Origin of the sequence: Ilyomonas limi (assembly GCF_005233845.1) — a bacterium.
In the GTDB taxonomy this organism is placed as follows: domain Bacteria; phylum Bacteroidota; class Bacteroidia; order Chitinophagales; family Chitinophagaceae; genus Ilyomonas; species Ilyomonas limi.
Genome location: NZ_SZQL01000007.1, coordinates 105343 through 128589 on the forward strand (window position 1 = coordinate 105343; position 23247 = coordinate 128589).

A 23247-nucleotide genomic window follows, 5' to 3' on the forward strand; every position below is an offset into this window, starting at 1 on the left:
AAATTTATCATCATGCTTCAACGCCGCCGCTTTATACAAACTGCCTCATTGGGCTTAAGCACTTTATTTACACAAAATCTTTTTGCGAAAAACAATGCAGTAAAAAAACCAATTGTGATTTCTACCTGGAAGGAAGGCATCAATGCCAATAAAGCCGCCTGGAATGTACTTCGCAATAACGGTCGTGCCTTAGATGCAGTGGAACAAGGTGTAATGGTCACCGAAAATTCTATTAATTGTTGTGTAGGACTGGGCGCCAATCCCGACAGAGATGGCTACGTAACGCTGGACGCCTGCATTATGGATGAGACAGGTAATGCTGGCAGCGTGGCAGCAATAGAACGCATTAAACACCCTATTTCGGTGGCCAGAAAAGTAATGGAAAACACACCCCATGTAATGCTCGTGGGCGAAGGCGCACAACAGTTTGCGGTAGCACAAGGCTTTCCGATGGAACCGCAAATATTATCGGACAGCGCGAGAAAAGCGTATGAAGAATGGCTGAAGAAATCGGAGTATAAACCAAAGGTAAACATTGAAAACAGCGGTGCATTCGCCCCCAATAAACTAAGCAACGGCAATTGGAACCATGACACTATTGGCATGGTAGCAATGGATGCGGCAGGCAATCTGAGCGGCAGTTGCACTACCAGCGGTATGGCTTTCAAAATGCACGGCCGCGTGGGTGATTCGCCTATTATTGGTGCCGGCTTGTATGTGGATAATGAAATAGGTGCCGCCACTTCCACCGGTCTTGGAGAAGAAGTAATAAAGATCTGCGGTACACACCTGGTTGTGGAATTGATGCGCCAAGGATTATCACCCGAAGCAGCCTGTAAAGCAGCTTGTGAGCGTATTGTAAAACGCAATAAGGGTAATGTAAAAGATATGCAGGTAGGTTTTATAGCTATCAATAAACAAGGTGAATACGGTGGTTACTGCATTCAAAGCGGGTTCAACTTTGCCGTGTGTTATGGCGATGATCACAATGAGTTAATTGATGCAAAACATCTGATGCCCTAAATCCCTGAAGGGACTTTGAAAAGTCCTGAGAAATTTATTGTATTACTTTTATTTTGAATAATAACATGAAATCAAAGTTTATTTACTCCCCTTTAGGGGATGGGGGCACTGGTGGCGGTTTTCGCCTGGAAATTGCATGCTTTGATATTGCTTCTGCTATAAGAGCCTCCGCTGCCGGTGCAGACAGGATTGAACTGTGCGACAATGCTGCAGAAGGCGGAACTACACCCTCGTATGGTATTTTAAAGCGGATAAAAGAATTGCTGCATATTCCCGTGTTTCCTATCATCCGCCCGCGGGGTGGTGATTTTTTGTACAGCAACGAAGAATATAAAACAATGCTGTATGATGTGCAACTGTGCAACGATCTGGGTTTTGAAGGAGTGGTATTTGGTTTACTGACCAACATGGGCGCTGTTGATATAAAAAGAACCGAGCAACTGGTAAAAACAGCAGGCAATATGCAGGTAACATTTCACCGTGCTTTCGACAGGGCTGTTAATCCCTTTCATGCCCTGGAGTCGGCGATATATTGTGGTTGTAAGCGAATACTCACCAGCGGACAAGTACCCAATGCATATGACGGAAAAGAACTAATAAAGGAGTTGATAGAGCAAGCTGAAAATCGCATTATCATTATGCCAGGCAGTGGCGTACGTAGCAACAATATTGCGGAGCTTGTTACTGATACAGGTGCTGTGGAAATACATTCCAGCGCAAGAAAAATGCAACCTTCTGCTATGCTTTTTACAAAGAAAAATATGCAGGAAACATTGGATACGATAGGTGTGGACGAAGTGGAAATAAGAAAGATGAAAATGACGTTGCAGAACTTATCTGCTAATTAATAAAAGAGCCCCGCTTATCAGTAGCGGGGCACGTCCATCATGTACTTGTATCTGCTTACTGTTTTAAGAATTTGGTAGTTGCCACCACGTTATTGTTTTTATCCACCACCTGCAACAGATAAGTGCCGGCATTTAATGTCCCCACAGCTATGCGCTGGTTGAGCGAAGATACAGGTGCCTGCAAACGCCGGCTTCCATACACATCGCTGATGATGATTTGCGCAGCCTCTTCTGCTTCTATATGCACATTTATAAAACTGGCTGCCGGGTTGGGCGAAGCAGTAACCATTCCTTTGTTTAACCCTAAATAAACAACCGGTCTTGACACATCAAAACAAGTATATTTATCCCATACTTTCACACGGTAAATACCGCGCTTTTCAGCAGTGTATTTTTGCCCGGTAGCGCCTGGAATATCACGACCATTGAGGCTCCATTGATAGTTTTGTGCCTTGCCGGCAATAAAGGTATTGCCTTCGCGTGTAACGGTTGCCTTTAGCGAATCAAAAACAACCACCACTGCTAAATTCTGGCAGGCTGTAAAATCAGGGCAAACTTCAGGTGAACCGCACACGGTGTAAGAGCCGTTGCCGGTTACATGATACGATTGCTCATTAGCCCCTTTGATTGGCTCGTAATTATTATACCATTGCACATTGGTAGTATAAGGCTGCATAAAAGTGAACGTCAGCGAGTCTTTTGCACAATAATAACTGGTACCATAAAAATCCATGTACCTTGGCGGAATATTGGACATCATGGTTGGCGAAGCAAATGCCCAGCCATCTACCAGTACTTTTTCAGCAGTAGCTTTGCATTCATTTTTAGTAATTTCTACCGTAAAATAATAGCCGGCATCTTCATATTGGCTTACCTTCAGATAGCGGCTGTTGGCATCCTTAATCATTTTACCATCCTTATACCACTGGTACGTATCGTACTCCTCGGTGGTGTGCAACGAATCAGTTGCATTGGGACAAAGAATCAAATTGTCCGGTGCAATTACCGGCTGGAGATTGCATTGAGCTCTGGCATTAAAAACAATAAACATAGCAAGCATGCAACAAAAAAGCAGTAGTGTTTTTTGCATAGACAAGTTTAATTTTAATCGTTGAAAAAATTGGTTAGTTATTTTTCAATAGATACCTGCCTGTATTATCGCGCTGCCTGCAATTTTATATTTTTATAAACAAATAAGTTGCGTAAGCAGAAAGCAGCGGATGCTATTTAATTAAACTAATATTATCACCATTTCCTTTTAGCAGCATGCATTGTATTCTGCTCACAGCTTATGCATGGCAACCTCATTGAAAGCAGTATTAAAAGCAGTATTAAATGTATAACGTAATAGAACCAATGAATATCAGAGAAACGCTTTTGCAGGAAAAAATATATACCAAAAGTCAGGCAAATGCTTTTACCGCATATGCCTGTTTATCACCGGAACATTTTAAAGAATTAATGCAATGCTTTTTAGATAAAGAATATCGTATAGCACAATATGCAGCCTGAAGTATAAGCGATGCTGCGCAAAGAAAACCGACATTAATACAGCCATATTTAAAAGATATTGTGCAGCAACTGCAACGAACAGATGTGCATCCGGCAGTTGTGAGAAACAGCGTACGCATATTACAATTTATAAATATACCGGAAGCATTGCATGGCGAAGTAATGAATGCCTGTTTCAACTTTATTGAAAAACCGGCAACACCAGTAGCTATCAAAGCCTTTGCACTGACTACTTTATACAATCTCAGCAAGCATTACCCCGATATACAACAGGAGCTAAAAACGATAATTGAAGAGCGCATGGATAATGAAACGGCTGCCTTTGTAAGCCGTGGCAAAAAGATTTTGCAGCAATTACAAAAATGCAAAGCACCACGTGTATAACGCCAGTCCAATAAAGTAAGCCGTCATCAACGCCATCATGCCAGTGATGCCTGCCAGTAAACCAACAGCGCTGATAACACCAACAGCTATCAACACAATGGAATAAATTAATACCAGCTTTTTGCGGCGCACCAGGTGTAAGTATTCAAACCGGCTTACGGGCAATACAAGTGTAAGAAACACCAGCGCTGCCATGTATTGATTATCCTCTGCAATCGTTGGGATATAATCGCCCAGCAAAGCCGTAAATGCAGCTACAAACAAGAGGGAAGCAATGACTGCCGCAACCTGCTTTTCTGTTTTGGTAAGCACATATTTGCTTTCGCTGCTAAAGAGTAACACCATATTTGCCATAGAAGCGCCTACCCACGAAAAAATAACAAATAACAGGTATATGCCAATCAAAATATAAGCTACCACATCAGCTCCGCCGGCAGTAGATAAGCGCGAAAGCAACTGTACCGATGCCCAGATGGCAATGACGGTTATCCAACGTGTTTGCTTCGACTTGGAGGACAGCCACAGCGAAAACATCAGCATCCATTTGTAAGGCAACAATTTTGCTTTCAAAGATTCTTTGTACCCCTGTCTCGCGCGTGCATTGTTAGGATTGATGCGCAGCGCTTCGCGAAAATGCTGGCGCGAAGTTTTATGTTTGCCTTTTTCTAAATAATGCCAGCCTACATTGGTGTGCGTAAAATCGTCTTCGGGATTAATGGCTAATGCTTCCCTGATCGTTTCGTAAGCTTCTTCATTATTTTTCAGGCGAAATAAAGCTTGTGTGCGGGCATTCAGACAAGTGAGGTCTTCTGCATAAATTGCCAGGCCTTCATTCGCTTTTTCCAATGCTTCCCTATACCAGCGCATATCCAGCATAAGATAAGCATACAAGCCATAGTAAGCCGAGGCATAAGGATATAGCGCAATGGCCTTTTGAATATAAGATACCGCTTCGCCACGGTTATTCATGCGATAATGGCAAAACGCCAGCAGATAATAGTTGCGGTGGTAATCAGGCTCCAGCGCAATGCAGTTGTGCAGCAAACGGATGGCTTCATCATATTGCTTTTCATCTACCTTGCACTCTGCCAGCAGCAACAGGGCTTCTGCATCATCGGGGTTTTCGTGCAACGCAAAACCTATTTCTTTTTCCGCATCGCGCAGTCTGCCTTGCTGCAACAGCAGCCGTGCCCGTTGTATATGATTGTTTACTGCAAACATGTTTTATTAGTTTACAAGTTTACGGTTTCACGAGTTAAATTTAATGCCACCGACAAAAAACTTGTGAACCCGTAAATCTGTGAACTAGCGAACTTATTTCTTAATCTTTAAATATTTCAAAATATCATCGTACAAGCCGCTTTCGTTGGCATACAGTGCATAATTGCGTGCGGTACTAAACCACTCGCTGGTAGTTGCTTTGTGCTGTTTGGCAGCTTTGAGCAAATCTTTGGTGGTTATTTTTTCAATGCTGCCTTTTAGCAAGCTTTCTTCCAGCTTATCTTCTACTGCAAGGTCAACGATAGCTTTCAAATCGGCGCCTGAATACGCTGGTGTTACTCTGGCAATAGCCTGAACATCTATATTATCGGCAGGCTTGCCTAATAAATGTTGTTTTAAAACTTCTGCCCTGCCTTCTTCATCCGGTGGCGCTACAAATATCACGCGGTCAAATCTGCCCGGTCTTCTAAAGGCGCTATCCACACTCCACGGCGCATTAGTGGCAGCCAATATCAGTACGCCCTCATTCTTGCGCTCCACGCCGTCCATTTCTGCCAAAAACTGGTTGATAACATGGCGCATACTGCTTTGCTTTAAATCGCTGCGGCTGGCACCCAGTGCATCTACTTCATCAAAGAATAATACACAAGGCGTATTGTTGCGCGCCTGTTCAAAAATGGCATGTAAATTCTTTTCGCTGTTGCCCATCCACATGTCCAGAATATCGTGCAGTCCAATGTTGATAAACTTAGCGTCTATTTCGCCGGCAGTGGCTCTTGCCAAATAAGTTTTGCCGCAGCCTGGCGGACCATACAACAAAATACCGCCGCCTGCCTTTTTACCAAAAGCCTTGAATAAATCGGGATTCTTCAGCGGTTGAATAATTTTTAAAGCAATTTCCTTTTTTACGTCTTTCATGCCACCCACGTTCTCAAAACGCATGTCGGGCTTTTCCATAAAGAACTGTTGCTGTTTGGATTGCTGTGGTATTCCGAAAATATCCTCCTCTTCATTGCCGAATAAATTATTCAACTCCTCTTCTTCATTCATCATGCCACCGGCAGAAGGCATACGCAGCACCGTATCTATCTCATCATCTTTAAAAGAAGGATTTTGCTGTAATACTTTTTTATACACGTCCACTGCTTCGCCATACGATTCTTCTTTAATGAGGCAGCGTACAAACTGTACCATATCTTCCCAGTTCAATGCATTCTCTTTCAGTAATGCCTCGTACACTACAATAGCCGTAGAATATTTCTTTTGCCTGAAATACACGCTGGCTAAACCTTTGCGGGCTTTTATATTGCCATAATTACGTTTCAATATTTCGTTGTATTGCTCTGCCGCATTTGCAAAATCATTGCTATTCATCATCAGTTCTGCAAGGTGCAGGCGCAGCGGAATATTATCGGGAGATAGAGCCAACGCCTCTTTCAATTGCTCAATTGCTTCGCTCATGGTAGAAAATTGTTGAAGCAGCAAATATATTTGCTATATAGTAAAACTATATGTAAAAACGTACCACGCTGTAAAATTGTGCCGCTTTAGCAATATTTTAGAAGAAGCATTATTTTTAATGTTGGGTGCCGCACCTTTAATTTTAAGCGTACATCCGGCATTACATCTATTAGTTTACGCATTTGCACTAATGTATTTTTTAATCGTTATCCTGTTCACTAACCATAAAACAATCAATATTATAAACGCTGCAATGAAAGTAAACAGCGAAGGATAAGCGGATATAAAAATATGCTGACCTGATAAATATTGCTTTGCAAAAAACTGCAGTACCGCAATAATGAGTAAAACGATTACAACAATCAATATATTGACAGGGAAAAATTGTTTCATTAAGAATTGATACAACTGTTTTGGCGCTGCACCTAACGTAACTAATAAGGCAATGTCCTCTTTGCTCGAAGCAATGGTAAGCTGAATAAATAAAGTAAAAATGAGCAGTGCAAACAAGAACATTACAGCGCCAATTACACCCGAAACATTCACCACCATATTCACCACTTGCCGGTACTTGCTAAACCGCGTCTTATCCGCATCGGTACTTAAACTATGCTCTTTTAAATAACTGACCAGTCTCGGATTGCCAGGATCGTTTGTTCTGATAACTACGCGCGAAGGTTGCGCCTGTTGTGTAGTACCAAATTTAGCATTTGCCCAATCCATAAACTGCTGCGGCACCAATACCGATGTAATGCGGTCGCTAAAGCCCACCACTCTTGCATAATACTGCACTACGCCTTGCGGACCGGTAATGTTTACCTGTATCGGCAGGCTCATTACCAACTGCTGTGATAGCTGTGGTAAATCTTGCGAGGTTGCAAAGCCAAAGTTGTACATATCCAAAAAAGTATTGGGCACAATCATCGGTATAAACTGAGAGTTATCGTCCCATTTCCAGTCTTTACTTTGCACATCCAAAAAGTCGTTTGGCACACTTTCAAAAAACAATTCTGTATAAAAAGGGATATGTTGGCCGCCACTCGCCGATACTTTAAAACGGCTGGGTGTAAGCACGCCAACCGCTTCTACAAAAGGTTGTTGTTTTAGGTCATCAATTTCTTTATTGCTTAGTGTGGTGCTGCCTGTATTAGCAGCTGTTACTTGTTTATTAATAACGAGAAAATTGGCAATACTATCCTGGTTGGTTTTGCTGTGCAACAGTTCATCGTAATTTGCCTGCAACTGCACGGCAGAAAGTATCAAAGCCAATGCAATAGATAAGCCGGCAATCGCCATTACAAAGCGTATTCTGCCCGAGCCTGACTTAATTAATTTTTTAAGTAAATTATTCAGCATACAACATTATAACTGTAAATGTTTGGAATAATTAAAATGGTCGTCTTCATCTAAATCAGTCAAAATAAACCCTGCTTTTCTTGTGGCGCATTCTGCTGCAATCAACGAAGTTGCTCTTGCGGTATTCGCTTTATCCAAATGGCTGAAAGGCTCATCCATCAGGAGCCAGGTAAATGGCTGTACTAATGCGCGAATAATGGCAATGCGCTGCTGCTCGCCATAGCTGCACAAGCCCGCGCGCTGGTCAAGAATGTATTGTACATTCAGTAACTCTGCCATTTCATCTATCTTGTTGCTTTCATAAAAAGGCTGTTGCAGCACGCGGTTCAACTCTATGTTTTCGCGTGCAGTGAGATGGTCAAACAAGCGCAAATCCTGAAAGATAATACTTACTGATTGTTGCCGCAACTGCGCAAGCGATGCAGGTTGAATTCCCTTCAGGTTTTCATTACCCCAAAGCACAGCGCCTTCATAATCACTGCGTAGTTTGTAAAGAATATGTATCAGAGTAGTTTTGCCCGTACCGCTTGGCGCTTTTATTTTTATCCATTCGCCTTCGGCAAATGTTACATGGGCATTCCAGATATCGGATTGCCGTTGCGCAAACCTATCTCTTAGTGGAATGGGTACTACCTGCTGTAACTGTATGTGCATAAAGTTGCTAAAGTAGTGGTTTAGGATAAATGAGGGAGCGGGAAGATTTGTTAAAAGGAGACGGGGCTGGATAAAGTAGGCTTAAATGCTGACAAGGTTTTAAACCCTGTCAGCGTTTGTTGTTATTGCGAGGGGTAGCGAAGCAATGATGTGGTTGTGCCCCTTGCTCAAACATACACAGGTGTTGCAGTGAGTAACGCATCGAAAGCTTCATAGTAGTACTGTGGCTTGTTCTCAAATACAAAAGCTGTTGATACTTCAACAGCTTTCCATATTTTTTGATTCAAAACTATTGTTTCAAACTATCAATGACTACACTAAACTCATCGGCTATCAGGGATGCGCCACCTACTAAACCGCCATCTACATCAGGCTCAGCAAAAATCTCTTTGGCATTGTTTGCTTTTACGCTGCCGCCATATAAGATAGAAATGGAATCCGCTACTTCTTGTCCATATTTTTGCGCCAGTTGTCTGCGAATGAAAGCATGCATTTCTTCTGCCTGCTCCTTACTGGCAGTTTTGCCGGTACCAATAGCCCAGATGGGTTCGTAAGCAATAACTACTTTTTGCACTTGTTCGGTCGTTAAATGATACAGCGATTCTTCCAGTTGCTTGGCAACATACGCATTTTGTGTATTGGCTTCGCGTATCTGCAACGGTTCGCCGCAACAAAAAATGGGAATGATATTATACTCCAGCAATAAGTCTGTTTTTTCGGCTAACTGCTGGTTAGTTTCATTAAAATATTCACGCCGCTCCGAGTGCCCGATAATGCAATAAGGGATGCTCAGACTTTGCAGCATTTCTGCCGATACTTCACCGGTGTAGGCACCACTCTTTTTGTTGCTGCAATTTTGCGCAGCTACAAACACATTTTGCTTACCCTGCAGCTTTTGCTGTGCGAGGTGTAGATACGGAAAAGGCACGGCAAATACAGCGGTACGATTGGCTGTAAGCTGATACTCTTTAGCAAGAATAGCATCTAACAGGGCTTCCCCTTTTTGCCAGCTTAAATTCATTTTCCAGTTAGCGGCAGCTATTTGTTTTCTCATAGTTGATATGTATTAAAAGGCTTCAAAGATATGTTGCAGCACGGCTTTTTCTACATCCGTTGCTATTTGACCTTTCATTTTTTTCCATTGGTTAATGTGTGTATAAGCTTTTTGCAAATCATATTTTCCGCCGGTTGTACCCCAGCTAAAATTGGACAAAGTTTTAGGTAACAAGCCTTCACCAAGCACATTGCAACACACACCATATACACTGCCTGTATTGATAGCTGTATTAATGGCAACGCGGCTGTAATCGCCCATAATTACACCGCATTTATTACCGGCATTCACGTATGTCTGTGCGTAGTCATTCCACAACAAAATATCACCGGCGGTATTTTTCACATTGCTGTTGCTGCTGCCCGCGCCTAAATTGCACCACTGCCCTACTACAGAGTCGCCCAGATAACCATCGTGACCCTTATTGCTAAAAGATTGCACAATGGAGTTTTTTATCTCGCCGCCTGCCACGCAATGTGTGCCGATAGTTGTAGCACCATAAATTTTAGTGCCCATTTTTAATATTGCTTTTTCGCACAATGCTAATGCACCTCTTATCATGCAGCCCTCCATTATTACTGCATTTTTGCCAATATACACCGGACCATCTTTTGCATTAATAATAGCATATTCCACATTGGCTCCTTCTTCTGCAAAAACATTTTCGGGATGAATAATATGGTTAGTAGAAGATAACGATTGAGAAGTTTTGTTTTGAGTTAATAATTTAAAGTCGTACTCAATAAAATGCTTATTCCATTGTATCATTTGATGCGCATACTGTAGCCGTTGCACTTTATCCACAGCCGTGAAAATCATGGCGCCATTATCCATTGCCTGCCGCAGACTCTCGCCTGCCGCCTTGCAGGCAACAACACCGGCTTCATCTTCCAATACTTCACCTTGCTGCAAATTTTTAATGCTGTTTATCAAATCATCAGAAGGCATCACCTGCGCATCAATAAATGTGTGAATACCTGCTGGCACTTTGGTGTATAGGGCTTGTAGGTAAAGCGCTGTTTCTACGTACACTTCTTCATTTAATAAATACCGCCAGCGATCCTGTATAGTGCAAATGCCTGTGCGCATATCTGCTACTGCACGTGTGTAAGTAAGCGGATATAAACCGCTCCGCCTCTCCGTATCAAATAAAACAATAGCCATGTTGGGGTAAATGTAATGGATTTGGCAGGTTGGTGTAAAAATTAATTATGCAACTTACTGATAGGATAACTAAATTGTAGTTGAATATTTTTTATTAAAATATGCAAAGCAGGATTATTATTTTATTAATGATACTTTTACCCTGTTTTGCAGTTGCACAGCAAACGCCTTTTTCGTTCAGGAAATTGGGCATTAATGATGGTCTTTCGCAAAGCAGTGTTATAGATATTGCAACAGACAGCCTGGGCTTTGTATGGTTTGCCACACAGGATGGATTGAACCGCTTTGATGGTAAAGAAGTGGTTGTATATCGCAAAACATTTGATGATGTAACTACGCCTGTAAGCAGCCGGCTGGGAAAACTGGTTTGCGGAGAAGATCATATAATCTGGCTGATAAGTACCGGCGGCCGATTAGAAAAATTCAACTTAATAAGAGAACAATTTGAGGCCATTCATCGGCTGGGCAACGACAGCACTTTATTGCCCGCAGTTAATTGTATATACAACGATAAAGCACTGCTTCTGCTGGGCACTGCGCAAGGCATTTACTTATATCATCATCGTACAAAACAATTAAACCATATAACAGTCGATACGCTTGCAGAACCACATCTCAACAGCAATAATATTCAGGCAATTCACAAAGATCATTTTCAACATTACTGGCTGCTCACCGATAACGGCATTACTGTTTTAGATACCGCCGGAAAAATTATCCAGTCTTTTTTGTATAGCAATGATCCCGATAAAACAACATGGATTTCGTGCAGTGCAATGGCACAGGATAACGAGGGCAATTATTGGTTAGGCACTTACGGAAAAGGTGTTTTTTATAAAAGCAAAGAAGTCAACAGCTTTATTACGTTTAAAATAACGGGCAATAAACAGATACCGCAAAATACGGTTACTGAAGCCGTTTTGGCCGATGATAATGGCAATGTATGGATAGGCACTTACGGCGATGGCTTATATGTGCTAAATGCAGCAACTCATAAATTACAACATTACACCGCCGATTATAACAATCCTTTTTCGCTATCGTACAACGATATTTTAAGCATCAAAAAAGACAACTATGGCGGCATCTGGCTGGGCACCGATGGTGGCGGCGTGAACCACTACGACAAACGTTTCAACAATTTTGATTTACTGAATAAAAGCAATGTACCCGAAAACATTGCCATTCAACAGGTGAGAAGTGTAACTACCGATTCTTCGGGCGGTTTGTGGATTGGTACTTCCAACTTGGGACTTACCTATACCAATGCCGCACGCGACAGCTTTGTTACATTTCATTTTCCACCTTACCAGGCAGGGCTTAGCAATTACGACCGCATTGTTTCGCTGTTATGCGACAACGATGGTGATGTGTGGGTAGGCACGCAAGGCAATGGATTGCTTATTCTTAATCATCAGACCCAACAAATAAAAAACCGCTTTTATCCGGGCGCCGCTGCTGCCCTGCCCGATCATACAATTTGGTGTATGCTACCGCATAGTGCTACACAGGTGTGGATAGGCACCCGAAATGCTGGCTTGTGCCTGATGGATAAAAACAAAGGGGTTATAAAACAATTTACCAATACCGGAAATGAGGGTGAACGTTTGCCCGAAAACAATGTGCGTGCATTGGTACGGATGGATGATTCTACCGTTTGCATTGGCTTCGACAAAGCAGGTGTTCAACTGCTGAATACGCGTACATTTAAAATAATAAATCCAAATATTCCTTTCGGGCAACTGGCGGGCGAACAAGCTGTGCTGAAAACACTCTGTTATCAGCCACCTTATATTTGGATAGGCACCTTGGGCAGAGGATTGATTGCATGGAATGAAAAAACCAACAATACTTATTGGATAACAGAAAAACAAGGCTTACCCAACAATACTATTTACAGCATTATACCCGAAAAAAAAGGTATGCTTTGGATGAGTACCAACAATGGTTTGTGCAGTTTTTTACCGCCTGTCAACCTGCACCATACTACTGCTTCCAACTTTAGCCGCTACACTGCCGAAGACGGATTGCAAAGCAATGAGTTTAACACCGGCGCTCACTATATGTCTGGCGATAGTGTTTTTTATGTTGGTGGTATTAGCGGGTTATCTATGTTTAAGCCTTCAAAACTTCTCAATGCCTCGCTACCGGCAAAAGCCGCCATTACGCATATTCAAGTGAATAACCAACCGATGGAAAGCGATACGGCAGATGTGTATAAGAAAATATTGCACTTATCTTATCAGCAAAACTCTTTATCCTTTTCCTTTGCAGCGTTGGGCTTAGTTTCGCAAAGCAGAGTGCATTATTATTATCGCTTATTGAACTACGGTACCAAATGGATAGATGCCGGTAACCGCAATTATGCAGCTTATACCAATTTGCCGCCGGGCAGCTACACTATGCAGGTAAAAGCCACAAACAACGCAGGCAACACCAATGCACCCATTACCGAATTAAACATTATTATTCATCCGCCTTTCTGGCGTACATGGTGGTTTGCAGCTTTATGTACTTTTGCTGTAATAGGCTTGCTGTATGCTTTGTACAGGTATCGCATCAGCCAGTTATTACATGTGCAGCAAACGCGCAACCGCATTGCCTCCGATCTGCACGATGATATTGGCTCTACGCTTACCAACATCAGTTTGCTGGCTGAATTAAGCAGAAAAAAATTGCCCCCCGGCAACGAAGAAGCAACCCTTTTTTTAAAGCGCATTTCCGAAGAAGTGCAGCAGTTTAGCCAGGCACTGGATGATATTGTTTGGAGTATCAACACCAGCAACGATACGCTGGAGCAAACGGCAGCGAGGATGCGACGCTATGCAGGCGAAATATTTGAAGGCGCCAACATCAATTATTCGCTCTTTATGGATGAACCATTTGCGCAGCACAAGCTGAATATGGAGCAGCGCCGCGATTGCTTTTTGATGTATAAAGAAGTAATTAACAATATTTATAAACACGCCAATGCCACCGAAGTAAACATTCGTGTAACCATGAATAAAAATCACCTGAATATTATTATACAGGATAACGGGAACGGATTTGATACAAATAGCATTACACACCGCAACGGCGTCAAAAATATTCGTCGCCGGGCAGCAAAATGGAACGGAACGGTGCTTATTGAATCTGTAAAAGGGAAAGGCACTACCGTGCAGATTAGTATGGTGGCGTAAAAACAATAATCACTCAAATGAGTTAGTTATGCTGTAGCTTAGAAACTTAATTTTATAAAATGCCTGCCTCTATCGTACTCTTTGAAGACAACGACCGCCTGCGCGAGTCGCTTACCTACCTGCTTAATATGAATGGTTATACTGTAATGGGCAGCTATGGGCAATGTAGTGAAGCCAGCCTTATAGCCAGAGTGTATAAGCCCGATGTAGTGCTGATGGACATAGACATGCCCGGTATCAGTGGCATTGCGGGTGTGCAGATGATAAAGGAATCCAACCCCGATACCGCCGTAATTATGTACACGGTATTTGAAGATGATGAAAAGTTGTTTCAATGCCTGTGCGCTGGTGCCAATGGTTATTTGCTGAAGAAAACGCCACCGGCAAAACTGTTTGATGCCATTAATGAAGTGCTCGAAGGCGGTGCGCCCATGTCGCCCATTATTGCTCAAAAGGTATTAAGCACTTTCAGGACAAAGCAGGAAGTAAATAAGTACAATTTATCGCTGCGCGAAAAAGAAGTATTGCAATGGTTAAGCAAAGGCTACAGCATCAAAATGATTGCAACCGAAATGGATATTGCTTTTGATACGGTGCGCTCGCACCTGAAAAATATTTATCAGAAACTACACGTCAACTGTGGTAAAGAAGCTATTGCCAAAGCGTTGAGTGAAAGAATTGTATAATTTTCTGAACCATAAAGCATAACAATACAACAGTTTAAGAGGCTTAAATAAGCTGTCTCTTATTTGAAATTTATCAGCAACAAATGCTCCTTAACGGCCGGTGGGGCAGGATACAATTTGGTTCAGCCCTACTACTCAAAATGGGGATTGGCGGCAGCTCTATTTTACTTCAAATTTGTTTTGCTTTTACAAAAGAATTTCAATCCTATTCCCCTAAAAATCACTTTTACTAAACAAAGAGTTCATTTCAAGCCTCAACCCATAAAAGATCTTTGTTCAAAAGCAGCAGTACGGCCAATGTGTTGGTTGTGGCGTAGATGTCGAAGCCTTTGTACCCTTGTTATGGAAACCAATATTCATCATAAATAATAAAGCGTTGCAATTATTTGCAATGCTTTTCTATTTAGTACATTCTAACATAACTATCTTTAGAACACAAACAAACTCCGGATGGTAATACCCCCTCTGATTGAAGACTACCGGTGGGCATACCAGCCGTTGATAGTAAATAATCGGACTGACAGTGTATTTAGTAAGATTATAAATGAGTGTAAAATAAGAGCGAGATACCTGGTTTAGCCATTCTGCTTTTCATATAGTCACCTATTAATCAGCTCCATGCTTTTCTTAAAAAACGCAGCCAGTTGCCGTACGATATATTGTCAATATCTTCTCCATTATAGCCTCGTTTAGCAAGCAATGTTGGTATTATTTGCAGGTCGGCAATGGTGTGCAAATCATAGGGGCATTGCTCGCGTCCGAAAGCACCATCCAAATCGCTGCCTATAGCCACATGCAACGTATTGCCTGCAAGCTGGCAAATATGGTCAATATGGTCAATTACGCTATCTAAACTGCATTGCATTCCTTCCGGTGTAGAAACGCCGCGCATCCAAGCCGGTACTATCATCCATGCATCCATCGCAACGCCAATCACAGCATCCCGCTCCATCAGTGCTTTTATCATATCATCACTAAACTGGCGATTGTGATTGACCAGTGCACGGCAGTTGTTATGGCTTGCCCATACATACCCCCTGAACAAATCCAATGCATCCCAAAAAGCATCATCGCACAAATGGGTTGCATCCAATATGATATTCATGCGCTCCATTGCTTTCAGCAATTCTTTGCCCTGCTCATTCAAGTGTCCGGTTGCATCAGTACCGTTGGCATATCTTCCCGGTCCGTAATGCGCAGGACCAACGGCTCTTAAACCATATTCATAAGCCCGCTCCAAATGTTGTATAGTAATGAGCGAATCGGCACCTTCCAAACTTAACATATAACCAATGGGGTTATTTTCATTCGGCTCATCATTCATCCACAAAGCAATATGCTCATTGAGTGCATGTATATCTTTAATCATCTTCATTTCACCCGCCTCCTCCATTGCTTTATACCATGCGAGCTGCCCCTGCGTTTGCGCCCATGCCTGTTGTGGCGAATGCCAGCCGGGCAGCGTATTTTCCGGCGCCACATACCGTGCAATTTGCGTAGCAACCACCAGCCCGGTATTACCCTTGCGAAGCGCCGGTAAGGATACTGTTGCCTTACCTCTGTCGGGCTTATCATTCATGCCTTTTTCGCGTTTATTAATAACATCGACAGGCAGGCGCAAATCCCTGTTCCACTCCAAAGCATTCATACTTAAATCGAGGTGTGCATCTATAATAAAGCGAGGCTTTTGTTGCATAGTCCTATATGTGGTTCTATATGTTGATGGAGCGGTTGCGGCTAATTACTTTCCAGCTATCAACCATACTGCTATTTTCAATTACATAAGCAGTATCGTACAAAGCTACTGTTGGACAAATGTGTACGGGCACACCATATAATACATCGCCGGGTTTGTATTGATTACCCGCAGGCACCTGTAGTACCAAATGTTCTTCACTTTGCGCAGTGGGAACCGCACCGGGTGCATTTAAAAAATGTACTCTCGGTAAAGGATTTTCGGCAGCCACCGATTTATGCCCCAGATCGGTGCAAATCGTTTGTTCATCTATAATTGATATAACTCTCGAAATGAGCAATGCTGCATATTCAAATGGTTCATCGGGAAGCGCATGTTTATACCCCCAATCCCAAAAAACAAAAGTGCCAGGACTACATTCTACGTGTGCACGATGCACATGCGTTGGAAAAGTGGGCGTGCCACCCATAACGATTTGTAATGAATGCTGCAATAATGTTGATGCTTGCTGCCAAAGCAGTTCTATACTTTTAAAAGCTTCATCAGACTTTGCCTGCCGCACCACAAGATCGCTGTCGCGAATATGCCCATCATAAGCTTGCAAACCTGCAATCTGAATACCTTTGTAACCTTTTATTGTTTGCAATAAATTCATCACTTTTTGCGGCACAATGCCAGTACGGTTCATGCCGGTATTTACATCAATAAAAATGGGCAACAACACACCATTCCGTTCGCATATATTGGATAGCTGCAATGCAGTTTCTTCGTTATCTATCAGGCAGGAAAAAGTGGTATTCGGATAAGCTTTTACCAGCTTGATTAACCGCTCTATTTTCGGTCCTACCGGCTGATAAGCGAGTAATATATCCTTTGCATCAATTTGCGCCAGCATCTCTGCTTCGGCAATAGTAGCGCACTTAAATTTGGTGATACCCGCATCCATCATCAGCTTGCATACTTCAGCTATTTTATTGGTTTTTACATGCGGTCTTAATTTGTTTGCATCACCAATCATTTGCAGTGCCAATGTAATGTTTTGCTTCACCCGTTCAGGATAAATGACCAATGCAGGAGAATCTATTTCATCAATATTTTTTATGGAATACCATTCATTCATGGAATATAAATTTTTATAGCCGCGAAGATGCCAAGGCGCAAAGATGTATCGAAAATATTTTCAGATACTCAGCGCCTTTGTGGTTTAAACTAATTCAAACAAAGCTTCAATTTCCACCGGTATATTATCGGGTAAAGAACCAAGGCCAACAGCGCTCCTGGTGCCAATACCATTGTCTTCACCCCATACAGCGGCAAACAATTCGCTGCAACCGTTGATGATATACGGATGCTTTAAAAAGCCGGGCGTGCAATTCACCATACCTAATACTTTTATCACCCTTTTTATCTTATCCAAACTGCCCAGGTGTGTGCGTATTGTAGATAACATGGTTAAACCCACCTGACGTGCAGCGGCTTTTCCGGCTTCCATATCTATATCGCTGCCAATACGCCCGATAATGAGTTTGCCATCGTCCTGCACCGGCCCGTGGCCAGATAAATACAAGTATTTTCCATCTACCAGATAAGGCTTGTAAACACCCAATGGCCTGGGTGCCGGCGGCAGCGCATAGCCCAATGCTGCAAAGTTTTCTTCAGCTTTTTTTGTTTGCATAAAAAGTACATTTTATAGCCACTAATAAGCGGTGGCTGGTGTTGTAAAATCGGTAGCTTTTTTTTTGAAAAAGGCAAGTGTACTGTTTTTTCTATAATTTGCCCACGTTTGTTTTAAAGCTAACGATAACACATTCATCATTGCTTCTTTATTATTCATAGCCATGAAAAAAATGAAAACACTTTTTGCAGTATGCTTTTCTTTGTCGTTGATTAGTATTGCAACCGCACAAACTTCCCCCAGCGGCTGGACTTCCCTGTTTGACGGTAAAACACTCAACGGCTGGAAGCAGGCAGTAGGCACCGCCACTTACACAGTAGATAACGGTATGATTGTGGGCGCCACCGTAGTAGGTTCGCCCAATTCTTTTTTAATAACAGATAAAGAATATGGCGATTTTATTTTAGAAGCCGATATAAAAGTAGAAGATACCACTTCCAATTCAGGCGTACAGTTCAGAAGTCATTACAATGCCCAAGGCAATGGAGGCAAAGGCAAAGTGTTTGGCTATCAATTTGAAATTGATCCATCGGCACGCGCCTGGAGCGGTGGTTTGTATGACGAAGGCAGAAGAGACTGGCTGTATCCTATGTCACTGCATCCCGAAGCGCAAAATGCTTTTAAGTTGGGGCAGTTTAACAAAGTGCATATTGAGTGCTTTGGCAACGAAATAAAAACCTGGCTCAACGATGTGCCGGCTGCTTTTGTGGTGGATACGGTAGATAAAAGCGGTTTTATTGGCTTGCAGGTGCATAGCATTGGCAATAATGCTCAGCTTGCCGGCGAGAAAATTTATTTCAAAAATATCCGCATCAAAACAACCGGCATCAAGCCTGCTCCATTTCCAAAGAATGTGTATGTAGTAAATAATATTCCTAATTCTTTGAGTAATTATGAAAAGAACAGCGGCTGGAAATTGTTGTTTGATGGGGTGGATAGCAAAGGCTGGCGTGGCGCTTACAAAGATGCTTTTCCAACCAGCGAATGGGTAATCAGAGATGGTACTATCACTGTGCTTTCGTCCGCAGGAAAAGAGGGCGGCAATGCGGGTGATATTGTTACCTTAGACCAGTACAGTGCGTTTGATTTATCTTTTCAATTTAAGCTCACGCCGGGTGCCAACAGCGGGGTAAAATACTTTGTAACCTTAACCGAAAACAACACCGGCTCTGCTATTGGCTTAGAATATCAGGTACTGGACGATTCGTTGCATCCCGATGCAAAACTGGGCAAAAATGGCGATAGAACGATGGCTTCTTTGTACGATTTAATTCCTGCAAACAAGCAAAAACGTTTTATACATCAGCCCGGCGAGTGGAATACCGGCCGCATTGTGGTGTACCCTAATAATCATGTAGAGCATTATCTAAATGGCGTTAAAGTGCTGGAGTATGAGAGAGGTTCGAAAGAATTTAGAGCATTGGTTGCAGAAAGCAAATACAAGATATGGCCAAACTTTGGCGAAGCCAAACAAGGACATATTTTATTGCAGGACCACGGCAACGAAGTGAGCTTTAGAAGCATTAAGATAAGAGTGATGAAGTAGCGTCTTTTTGAACCACAGAGAGCAGGGAGTGCCACACTGGAGGAGCAGAGAGAAAAGTTATTTGTGTAACCCCGTGAACAAATTCCTTTAACGCTGGGATTATTTAAAACTCACTGTTCAGAATTATATACTACATCTTGTATTTTACATTTTTAATTTTAATAAATGATTCGCAGACAATTCATAAAAGATGCTTCGCTGGCAGCTGCCGGTATTACCATATTAAACTTTCCGGTGTTTGGCAAAAATGCGCCGAGCAATAAAGTGGTGCTTGCTATTTCCGGCGTAAACAGCCGCGGCGCTTACTTAGCCCAATGCTACTCGCAACTCCCCAATGTGGAAGTGGCGTATATATGCGATGTGGAAGATGGCGCTATTGCCAATGGATTGAAAGCTTTGAAAGACGCACCGCGCAAACCTACGGTTGTAAAAGACATCCGCAAGTTGGTGGCGCAAAACGATTTTGATGCATTGGTCATTGCTATGCCCGATCATTGGCACACGCCGGCAGCCATCTTAGGCGCCGCTCATGGCAAGCATGTATATGTAGAAAAACCCTGCGGGCATAACCCGTATGAAGGCGAGTTGTTGCAAAAGGCTGTAAATAAATACAATAAATTAGTACAAATGGGCAACCAGCGCCGCTCGATGCCAACGCTGATACAGGCTGCCAAAGAAGTGCACGATGGTATTATTGGCAATGCTTATTTTGCCAAAGCATGGTATGCCAATAACCGTAAGTCTATTGGTCATGGCAAAGTAGTGCCGGTGCCACCTACACTCGATTTTGAGCTGTGGCAAGGTCCTGCCCCACGCAAAGAATATGTAGATAATTTAGTGCATTACAACTGGCACTGGCGCTGGAACTGGGGTACTGGCGAAGCCTGCAACAACGGCACGCACGAAATAGATTGTTGCCGCTGGTTTTTAGGAGTTGATTTTCCCACCAAAGTAACATCGGCAGGCGGGCGTTATGCGTTTAATGATGACTGGCAAACGCCGGATACTCAAGTGGCTGCATTTGAGTTTGGCGATAAAAAATCAATTACCTGGGAAAGCCGCAGTTGCAATCCGTTTCCGGTGGAAGGTGCGGGCAGAGGATTTATTATTTATGGCGATAAAGGAACACTGGTAAATGATGGCGGCGGTGAATATAAAATATTTGATGCTGATAATAAACTGGTAAAAGAAATAAAAAGCGATACCAAAGCAGATGCAAGCAATACGGTAAGCAGTACCGGCAACTTAGACTTCTACCATTTCCATAATTTTATTGACAGTATTCGTGGCGAAGCAACGTTGAATTCACCGATTAGCGAGGGAAGTAAGAGTGTATTACTTTGTCACCTGGCCAATATTGCGCAGCGTACCGGCACTGCCTTGCATTGCAATCCGCAGGATGGACATATTTTAAACAATGAAGCGGCAATGCAATTGTGGAAAAGAACATACGAAAAAGGCTGGGAGCCAATAGTGTAAAAGTGCGCTTTTTACAAGCAGCAATGGGTAAAGCTGCAAGCTTATTGCAGTCTTATATTGCGCAACATGTATTTCTCCTTTACAAAGCTAATGGCTTATAGCCTAAAGCTTTGTAAAGTACTTTTATACCTTTTCGGTTTTCATAATTATTTCTCTTAAACGCATATCCAAATCCTGCACCGAAGCAACCATCATTGGCCAACAGTTTATAAAAAATTCTTCCTCAGATATTAAGGGCTTTAACTGCATCAAACCCATAATACGCGTCAGCGGCTCGCGGATGTTGTGCGAGTTAAACTGTATAATATCTATCAACTGTTTATTAAGCTGGGTAAGCTCACGCGTACGCTCTTCAATTATCTTTTCCTGTCCTTTTACCAGCTCACTAATGGTGGCATTGCTCGCCTCCAGTTGCTTGTTGGTAAGCCTGAGGTCGGCTTCATTTTTTTGTATTGTTTGCAACAAATGAATAAGGCGCATTTTAGTAAACAGCATCTCGCTGATTGTTTTTACCATCGGTATATGCTTCCTCGAAAAAGGCCTTTCTTCATCAGCGAGTATCGTTATTAAAATGCCTGCTTCATCACCATAATTCATTTTCCAGCCCCACAGTTTATCTATCTTACCTTTATAAGGTATGTTTTGCAAAACTGCGCCGTGCTCAGTAGCGTTGAGGCGCAATGGCAGCCCTTCATAATAAAGCAACTTTTCCACATCCCACAACAGTTGATGTGTGCCGGTGATTACGGCGGGCATTTCGTTGGTAATGGTGTAACAAACAAAATTGTTTTGCTGAAAATAAGTAATGCGGCATACACAGCAGTTAAACAGGAGCTTTATATTGTTTTGCAGCATAAGTTGTATATCGGAAAGTGAATTTGCATTATTGAGTTCAATGGAAAAATGTGACAGGCTATCGTATAAAGCACGATATTCTAATTGGGTATCGGTAATCATCATGTTTAAAAATTTTGGTACTGCCTGTTACAGCAGTATTTATGCGTTGGATATAAGCGATATTGGCCATACACCTCCTGCTCAATAAGTTGGTATTGGCCGGCAGATGCCTGTTGTAAAGCTGTTAAAAGCTATTGCAAACAGCTTATCCAATTGGTTTTACATACCACATCTGCTTCAATGGTAGTGCATTCACCTCCGCAAAAGCATTGTTGTATGCAATAGCACTCAATATGATTGCTGATAAAGTTGTCATCTGATATTGGTTATAAGATATGGATTTTATAAAACAAACAGGATTCATTGCTTGTTCAAACCAAAGTAAAATAAAAAGCGGCTTTTAAGCTGTTCATTCAGTTTCTTTTAAGCAAGGTTTAATAACAATATGTGCCTGCAAGAAAAGCAGTATTGTATAATAAACCGTACATACAATTTTGAAAACTCTATTGATCCTTCTACAAGCAATAAAATAAAAAAACGGCCCGGTTCAGAGACGTTTTTAACTGGTTAAATACTATTTGCACCCTTTTTTGTGATATTATGGTCAGCACCGCCCGATTCATCCTTAGTATGCCTGGATAGCGTTTTTTTACTTACACCTGGTGCTCCTTTTTGACGGCTTTGCTGGCTTTCTCCTTTGTTTTTTGTAGTTGTGCCGTCGATGCCTTTGCTGCCACTATTTTGCTGATGTTTACTCATATTGTTTGTTTTTGATTAAAAGACAGATGTACTGAAAATGTATTAAAGAAATCATGTTTATTCCCAAACAAGAAAATGATTGTATTCATTTGTTTATTTGTTTAAAAGATTATACCATAATGCGCAGCATTTACTTTCATTTATAACAATACGATTGTTATAAAAAAGCACTAAGAACAGGGTAAAGTGTGGAATAAAAAGAAAGTGGGATATGGCATGATAATTTCGGCGCAGCCTACTGTAAGCGAGATTATAAAACACCAATAAAAGGAGGCTTTATGTGGATACAACAATATGATAGCGATGCAGTTCTTCCAATGGGCGATAATTTTAGCAACCCGCCAGCAGAAGTAAACGAAATGGAATGGGAAACTGGCTTATTTGAAATAGATGGAACCGGAAAACTGCAAATAACCAGTACCGGCGGCACCAGCGCTGCCGAAGGCGGTATGGGTAGTGGCAGTGAAAGCGAAAAAGAAAAAGGTGATTTGCAGGAACCTTCAAGTAGCGAAAAAGGAGGCAAACCAAATACCGATCCCAATACCGGTTTTGACCCGGTAAAAGAAAATATAGATGAAGCAACCGCTAAACGAAACAAGGAAGAATAAGCAGGTGTAGAATGGATTTGCTTAACAACCTACAAAAAAGCT

At 42.2% G+C, this 23247-nt stretch carries 22 protein-coding genes; 9 read left to right on the plus strand and 13 right to left on the minus strand.

Going from position 1 to position 23247, the window contains the following annotated elements:
• Window positions 1–12: 12 nt before the first annotated feature.
• Together FC093_RS10520 and FC093_RS10525 are read left to right on the plus strand one after the other, a co-directional pair.
• Window positions 13–1023 carry an isoaspartyl peptidase/L-asparaginase family protein gene (locus FC093_RS10520; RefSeq protein ID WP_137261734.1) on the plus strand — a complete coding sequence of 337 codons (1011 nt, stop codon included), beginning with the start codon at window positions 13–15 and terminating at the stop codon, window positions 1021–1023.
• Between the two features lie 65 nt (window positions 1024–1088).
• Entirely contained in the window at window positions 1089–1871 is a 783-nt protein-coding gene (locus FC093_RS10525) for a copper homeostasis protein CutC (RefSeq protein WP_137261735.1), read from the plus strand.
• Between the two features lie 55 nt (window positions 1872–1926).
• Here FC093_RS10525 and FC093_RS10530 read toward each other — a convergent pair whose 3' ends face one another.
• Window positions 1927–2961, minus strand: a complete 1035-nt coding sequence (locus tag FC093_RS10530; protein WP_137261736.1) for a T9SS type A sorting domain-containing protein — start codon at window positions 2959–2961, stop codon at window positions 1927–1929.
• Between the two features lie 245 nt (window positions 2962–3206).
• On the opposite strand from FC093_RS10530, the gene FC093_RS23755 reads away from it, so the two are divergent.
• Complete coding sequence (locus FC093_RS23755; RefSeq protein WP_170971053.1) at window positions 3207–3383, plus strand: hypothetical protein; 177 nt, start codon at window positions 3207–3209, stop codon at window positions 3381–3383.
• Between the two features lie 60 nt (window positions 3384–3443).
• Window positions 3444–3767, plus strand: a complete 324-nt coding sequence (locus tag FC093_RS10535) for a hypothetical protein (RefSeq protein WP_137261737.1) — start codon at window positions 3444–3446, stop codon at window positions 3765–3767.
• Here the strand turns inward: FC093_RS10535 and FC093_RS10540 are convergent.
• The 6 genes from FC093_RS10540 to FC093_RS10565 form a co-directional block, all read right to left on the minus strand.
• On the minus strand, window positions 3738–4988 hold the full coding sequence (locus tag FC093_RS10540; protein ID WP_137261738.1) for a tetratricopeptide repeat protein: 1251 nt from the start codon (window positions 4986–4988) through the stop codon (window positions 3738–3740). The two genes, FC093_RS10535 and FC093_RS10540, sit on opposite strands and share 30 nt — an antisense overlap.
• 93 nt (window positions 4989–5081) lie before the next feature.
• A complete protein-coding gene (locus FC093_RS10545; protein ID WP_137261739.1) occupies window positions 5082–6449 on the minus strand; it encodes an ATP-binding protein in 1368 nt (455 codons plus the stop codon).
• Between the two features lie 174 nt (window positions 6450–6623).
• The gene (locus tag FC093_RS10550) at window positions 6624–7805 is read right to left on the minus strand and encodes an ABC transporter permease family protein (protein WP_137261740.1); all 1182 of its coding nucleotides are present in this window, start codon (window positions 7803–7805) and stop codon (window positions 6624–6626) included.
• A gap of 6 nt (window positions 7806–7811) precedes the next feature.
• On the minus strand, window positions 7812–8459 hold the full coding sequence (locus FC093_RS10555; protein ID WP_137261741.1) for an ABC transporter ATP-binding protein: 648 nt from the start codon (window positions 8457–8459) through the stop codon (window positions 7812–7814).
• 289 nt (window positions 8460–8748) lie between these two features.
• Window positions 8749–9513 carry a triose-phosphate isomerase gene (gene tpiA / locus FC093_RS10560; RefSeq protein WP_137261742.1) on the minus strand — a complete coding sequence of 255 codons (765 nt, stop codon included), beginning with the start codon at window positions 9511–9513 and terminating at the stop codon, window positions 8749–8751.
• 12 nt (window positions 9514–9525) lie between these two features.
• Window positions 9526–10677, minus strand: coding sequence for a putative sugar nucleotidyl transferase (locus FC093_RS10565; RefSeq protein WP_137261743.1), 1152 nt, complete (start codon window positions 10675–10677; stop codon window positions 9526–9528).
• Between the two features lie 128 nt (window positions 10678–10805).
• Between FC093_RS10565 and FC093_RS10570 the strand changes: the two genes are divergently transcribed.
• Both FC093_RS10570 and FC093_RS10575 read left to right on the plus strand, forming a co-directional pair.
• Window positions 10806–13859, plus strand: a complete 3054-nt coding sequence (locus tag FC093_RS10570; protein ID WP_170971054.1) for a ligand-binding sensor domain-containing protein — start codon at window positions 10806–10808, stop codon at window positions 13857–13859.
• Window positions 13860–13918: 59 nt separating this feature from the next.
• Entirely contained in the window at window positions 13919–14545 is a 627-nt protein-coding gene (locus FC093_RS10575) for a response regulator (RefSeq protein ID WP_137261745.1), read from the plus strand.
• 610 nt (window positions 14546–15155) lie between these two features.
• On the opposite strand, the gene FC093_RS10580 is transcribed toward FC093_RS10575, so the two are convergent.
• From FC093_RS10580 to FC093_RS23760, 4 genes are all read right to left on the minus strand, one after another.
• Window positions 15156–16241 carry a dipeptidase gene (locus FC093_RS10580; protein WP_137261746.1) on the minus strand — a complete coding sequence of 362 codons (1086 nt, stop codon included), beginning with the start codon at window positions 16239–16241 and terminating at the stop codon, window positions 15156–15158.
• 16 nt (window positions 16242–16257) lie between these two features.
• Complete coding sequence (locus FC093_RS10585; RefSeq protein ID WP_137261747.1) at window positions 16258–17361, minus strand: D-TA family PLP-dependent enzyme; 1104 nt, start codon at window positions 17359–17361, stop codon at window positions 16258–16260.
• An 84-nt stretch (window positions 17362–17445) separates the two neighbouring features.
• Window positions 17446–17916, minus strand: a complete 471-nt coding sequence (locus FC093_RS10590) for a RidA family protein (protein WP_137261748.1) — start codon at window positions 17914–17916, stop codon at window positions 17446–17448.
• A gap of 21 nt (window positions 17917–17937) precedes the next feature.
• Window positions 17938–18081 carry a hypothetical protein gene (locus FC093_RS23760; RefSeq protein WP_170971055.1) on the minus strand — a complete coding sequence of 48 codons (144 nt, stop codon included), beginning with the start codon at window positions 18079–18081 and terminating at the stop codon, window positions 17938–17940.
• A gap of 7 nt (window positions 18082–18088) precedes the next feature.
• Between FC093_RS23760 and FC093_RS10595 the strand changes: the two genes are divergently transcribed.
• Both FC093_RS10595 and FC093_RS10600 read left to right on the plus strand, forming a co-directional pair.
• Complete coding sequence (locus FC093_RS10595) at window positions 18089–19462, plus strand: 3-keto-disaccharide hydrolase (protein ID WP_137261749.1); 1374 nt, start codon at window positions 18089–18091, stop codon at window positions 19460–19462.
• A 165-nt stretch (window positions 19463–19627) separates the two neighbouring features.
• Window positions 19628–20941: a Gfo/Idh/MocA family protein gene (locus tag FC093_RS10600; protein WP_137261750.1), complete on the plus strand. Its 1314-nt coding sequence runs from the start codon at window positions 19628–19630 to the stop codon at window positions 20939–20941.
• 123 nt (window positions 20942–21064) lie between these two features.
• Here FC093_RS10600 and FC093_RS10605 read toward each other — a convergent pair whose 3' ends face one another.
• Both FC093_RS10605 and FC093_RS10610 read right to left on the minus strand, forming a co-directional pair.
• Complete coding sequence (locus tag FC093_RS10605) at window positions 21065–21901, minus strand: phytochrome family protein (protein ID WP_137261751.1); 837 nt, start codon at window positions 21899–21901, stop codon at window positions 21065–21067.
• A 504-nt stretch (window positions 21902–22405) separates the two neighbouring features.
• Window positions 22406–22597, minus strand: coding sequence for a hypothetical protein (locus tag FC093_RS10610; protein WP_137261752.1), 192 nt, complete (start codon window positions 22595–22597; stop codon window positions 22406–22408).
• Window positions 22598–22875: 278 nt separating this feature from the next.
• Here FC093_RS10610 and FC093_RS10615 point away from each other — a divergent pair, with 278 nt between their 5' ends.
• Window positions 22876–23205, plus strand: coding sequence for a hypothetical protein (locus tag FC093_RS10615; protein WP_137261753.1), 330 nt, complete (start codon window positions 22876–22878; stop codon window positions 23203–23205).
• Window positions 23206–23247 lie beyond the last annotated feature (42 nt).

What these genes read in the sequence shown, in the direction of transcription:
- FC093_RS10520 (WP_137261734.1), top strand. Translation starts at nt 13, where the DNA reads ATGCTTCAACGCCGCCGCTTTATACAAACTGCCTCATTGGGCTTAAGC.
- FC093_RS10525 (WP_137261735.1), top strand. Translation starts at nt 1,089, where the DNA reads ATGAAATCAAAGTTTATTTACTCCCCTTTAGGGGATGGGGGCACTGGT.
- FC093_RS10530 (WP_137261736.1), bottom strand. Translation starts at nt 2,961, where the DNA reads ATGCAAAAAACACTACTGCTTTTTTGTTGCATGCTTGCTATGTTTATT.
- FC093_RS23755 (WP_170971053.1), top strand. Translation starts at nt 3,207, where the DNA reads ATGTATAACGTAATAGAACCAATGAATATCAGAGAAACGCTTTTGCAG.
- FC093_RS10540 (WP_137261738.1), bottom strand. Translation starts at nt 4,988, where the DNA reads ATGTTTGCAGTAAACAATCATATACAACGGGCACGGCTGCTGTTGCAG.
- FC093_RS10545 (WP_137261739.1), bottom strand. Translation starts at nt 6,449, where the DNA reads ATGAGCGAAGCAATTGAGCAATTGAAAGAGGCGTTGGCTCTATCTCCC.
- FC093_RS10550 (WP_137261740.1), bottom strand. Translation starts at nt 7,805, where the DNA reads ATGCTGAATAATTTACTTAAAAAATTAATTAAGTCAGGCTCGGGCAGA.
- FC093_RS10555 (WP_137261741.1), bottom strand. Translation starts at nt 8,459, where the DNA reads ATGCACATACAGTTACAGCAGGTAGTACCCATTCCACTAAGAGATAGG.
- tpiA (WP_137261742.1), bottom strand. Translation starts at nt 9,513, where the DNA reads ATGAGAAAACAAATAGCTGCCGCTAACTGGAAAATGAATTTAAGCTGG.
- FC093_RS10565 (WP_137261743.1), bottom strand. Translation starts at nt 10,677, where the DNA reads ATGGCTATTGTTTTATTTGATACGGAGAGGCGGAGCGGTTTATATCCG.
- FC093_RS10570 (WP_170971054.1), top strand. Translation starts at nt 10,806, where the DNA reads ATGATACTTTTACCCTGTTTTGCAGTTGCACAGCAAACGCCTTTTTCG.
- FC093_RS10575 (WP_137261745.1), top strand. Translation starts at nt 13,919, where the DNA reads ATGCCTGCCTCTATCGTACTCTTTGAAGACAACGACCGCCTGCGCGAG.
- FC093_RS10580 (WP_137261746.1), bottom strand. Translation starts at nt 16,241, where the DNA reads ATGCAACAAAAGCCTCGCTTTATTATAGATGCACACCTCGATTTAAGT.
- FC093_RS10585 (WP_137261747.1), bottom strand. Translation starts at nt 17,361, where the DNA reads ATGAATGAATGGTATTCCATAAAAAATATTGATGAAATAGATTCTCCT.
- FC093_RS10590 (WP_137261748.1), bottom strand. Translation starts at nt 17,916, where the DNA reads ATGCAAACAAAAAAAGCTGAAGAAAACTTTGCAGCATTGGGCTATGCG.
- FC093_RS23760 (WP_170971055.1), bottom strand. Translation starts at nt 18,081, where the DNA reads ATGGCTATGAATAATAAAGAAGCAATGATGAATGTGTTATCGTTAGCT.
- FC093_RS10595 (WP_137261749.1), top strand. Translation starts at nt 18,089, where the DNA reads ATGAAAACACTTTTTGCAGTATGCTTTTCTTTGTCGTTGATTAGTATT.
- FC093_RS10600 (WP_137261750.1), top strand. Translation starts at nt 19,628, where the DNA reads ATGATTCGCAGACAATTCATAAAAGATGCTTCGCTGGCAGCTGCCGGT.
- FC093_RS10605 (WP_137261751.1), bottom strand. Translation starts at nt 21,901, where the DNA reads ATGATGATTACCGATACCCAATTAGAATATCGTGCTTTATACGATAGC.
- FC093_RS10610 (WP_137261752.1), bottom strand. Translation starts at nt 22,597, where the DNA reads ATGAGTAAACATCAGCAAAATAGTGGCAGCAAAGGCATCGACGGCACA.
- FC093_RS10615 (WP_137261753.1), top strand. Translation starts at nt 22,876, where the DNA reads ATGTGGATACAACAATATGATAGCGATGCAGTTCTTCCAATGGGCGAT.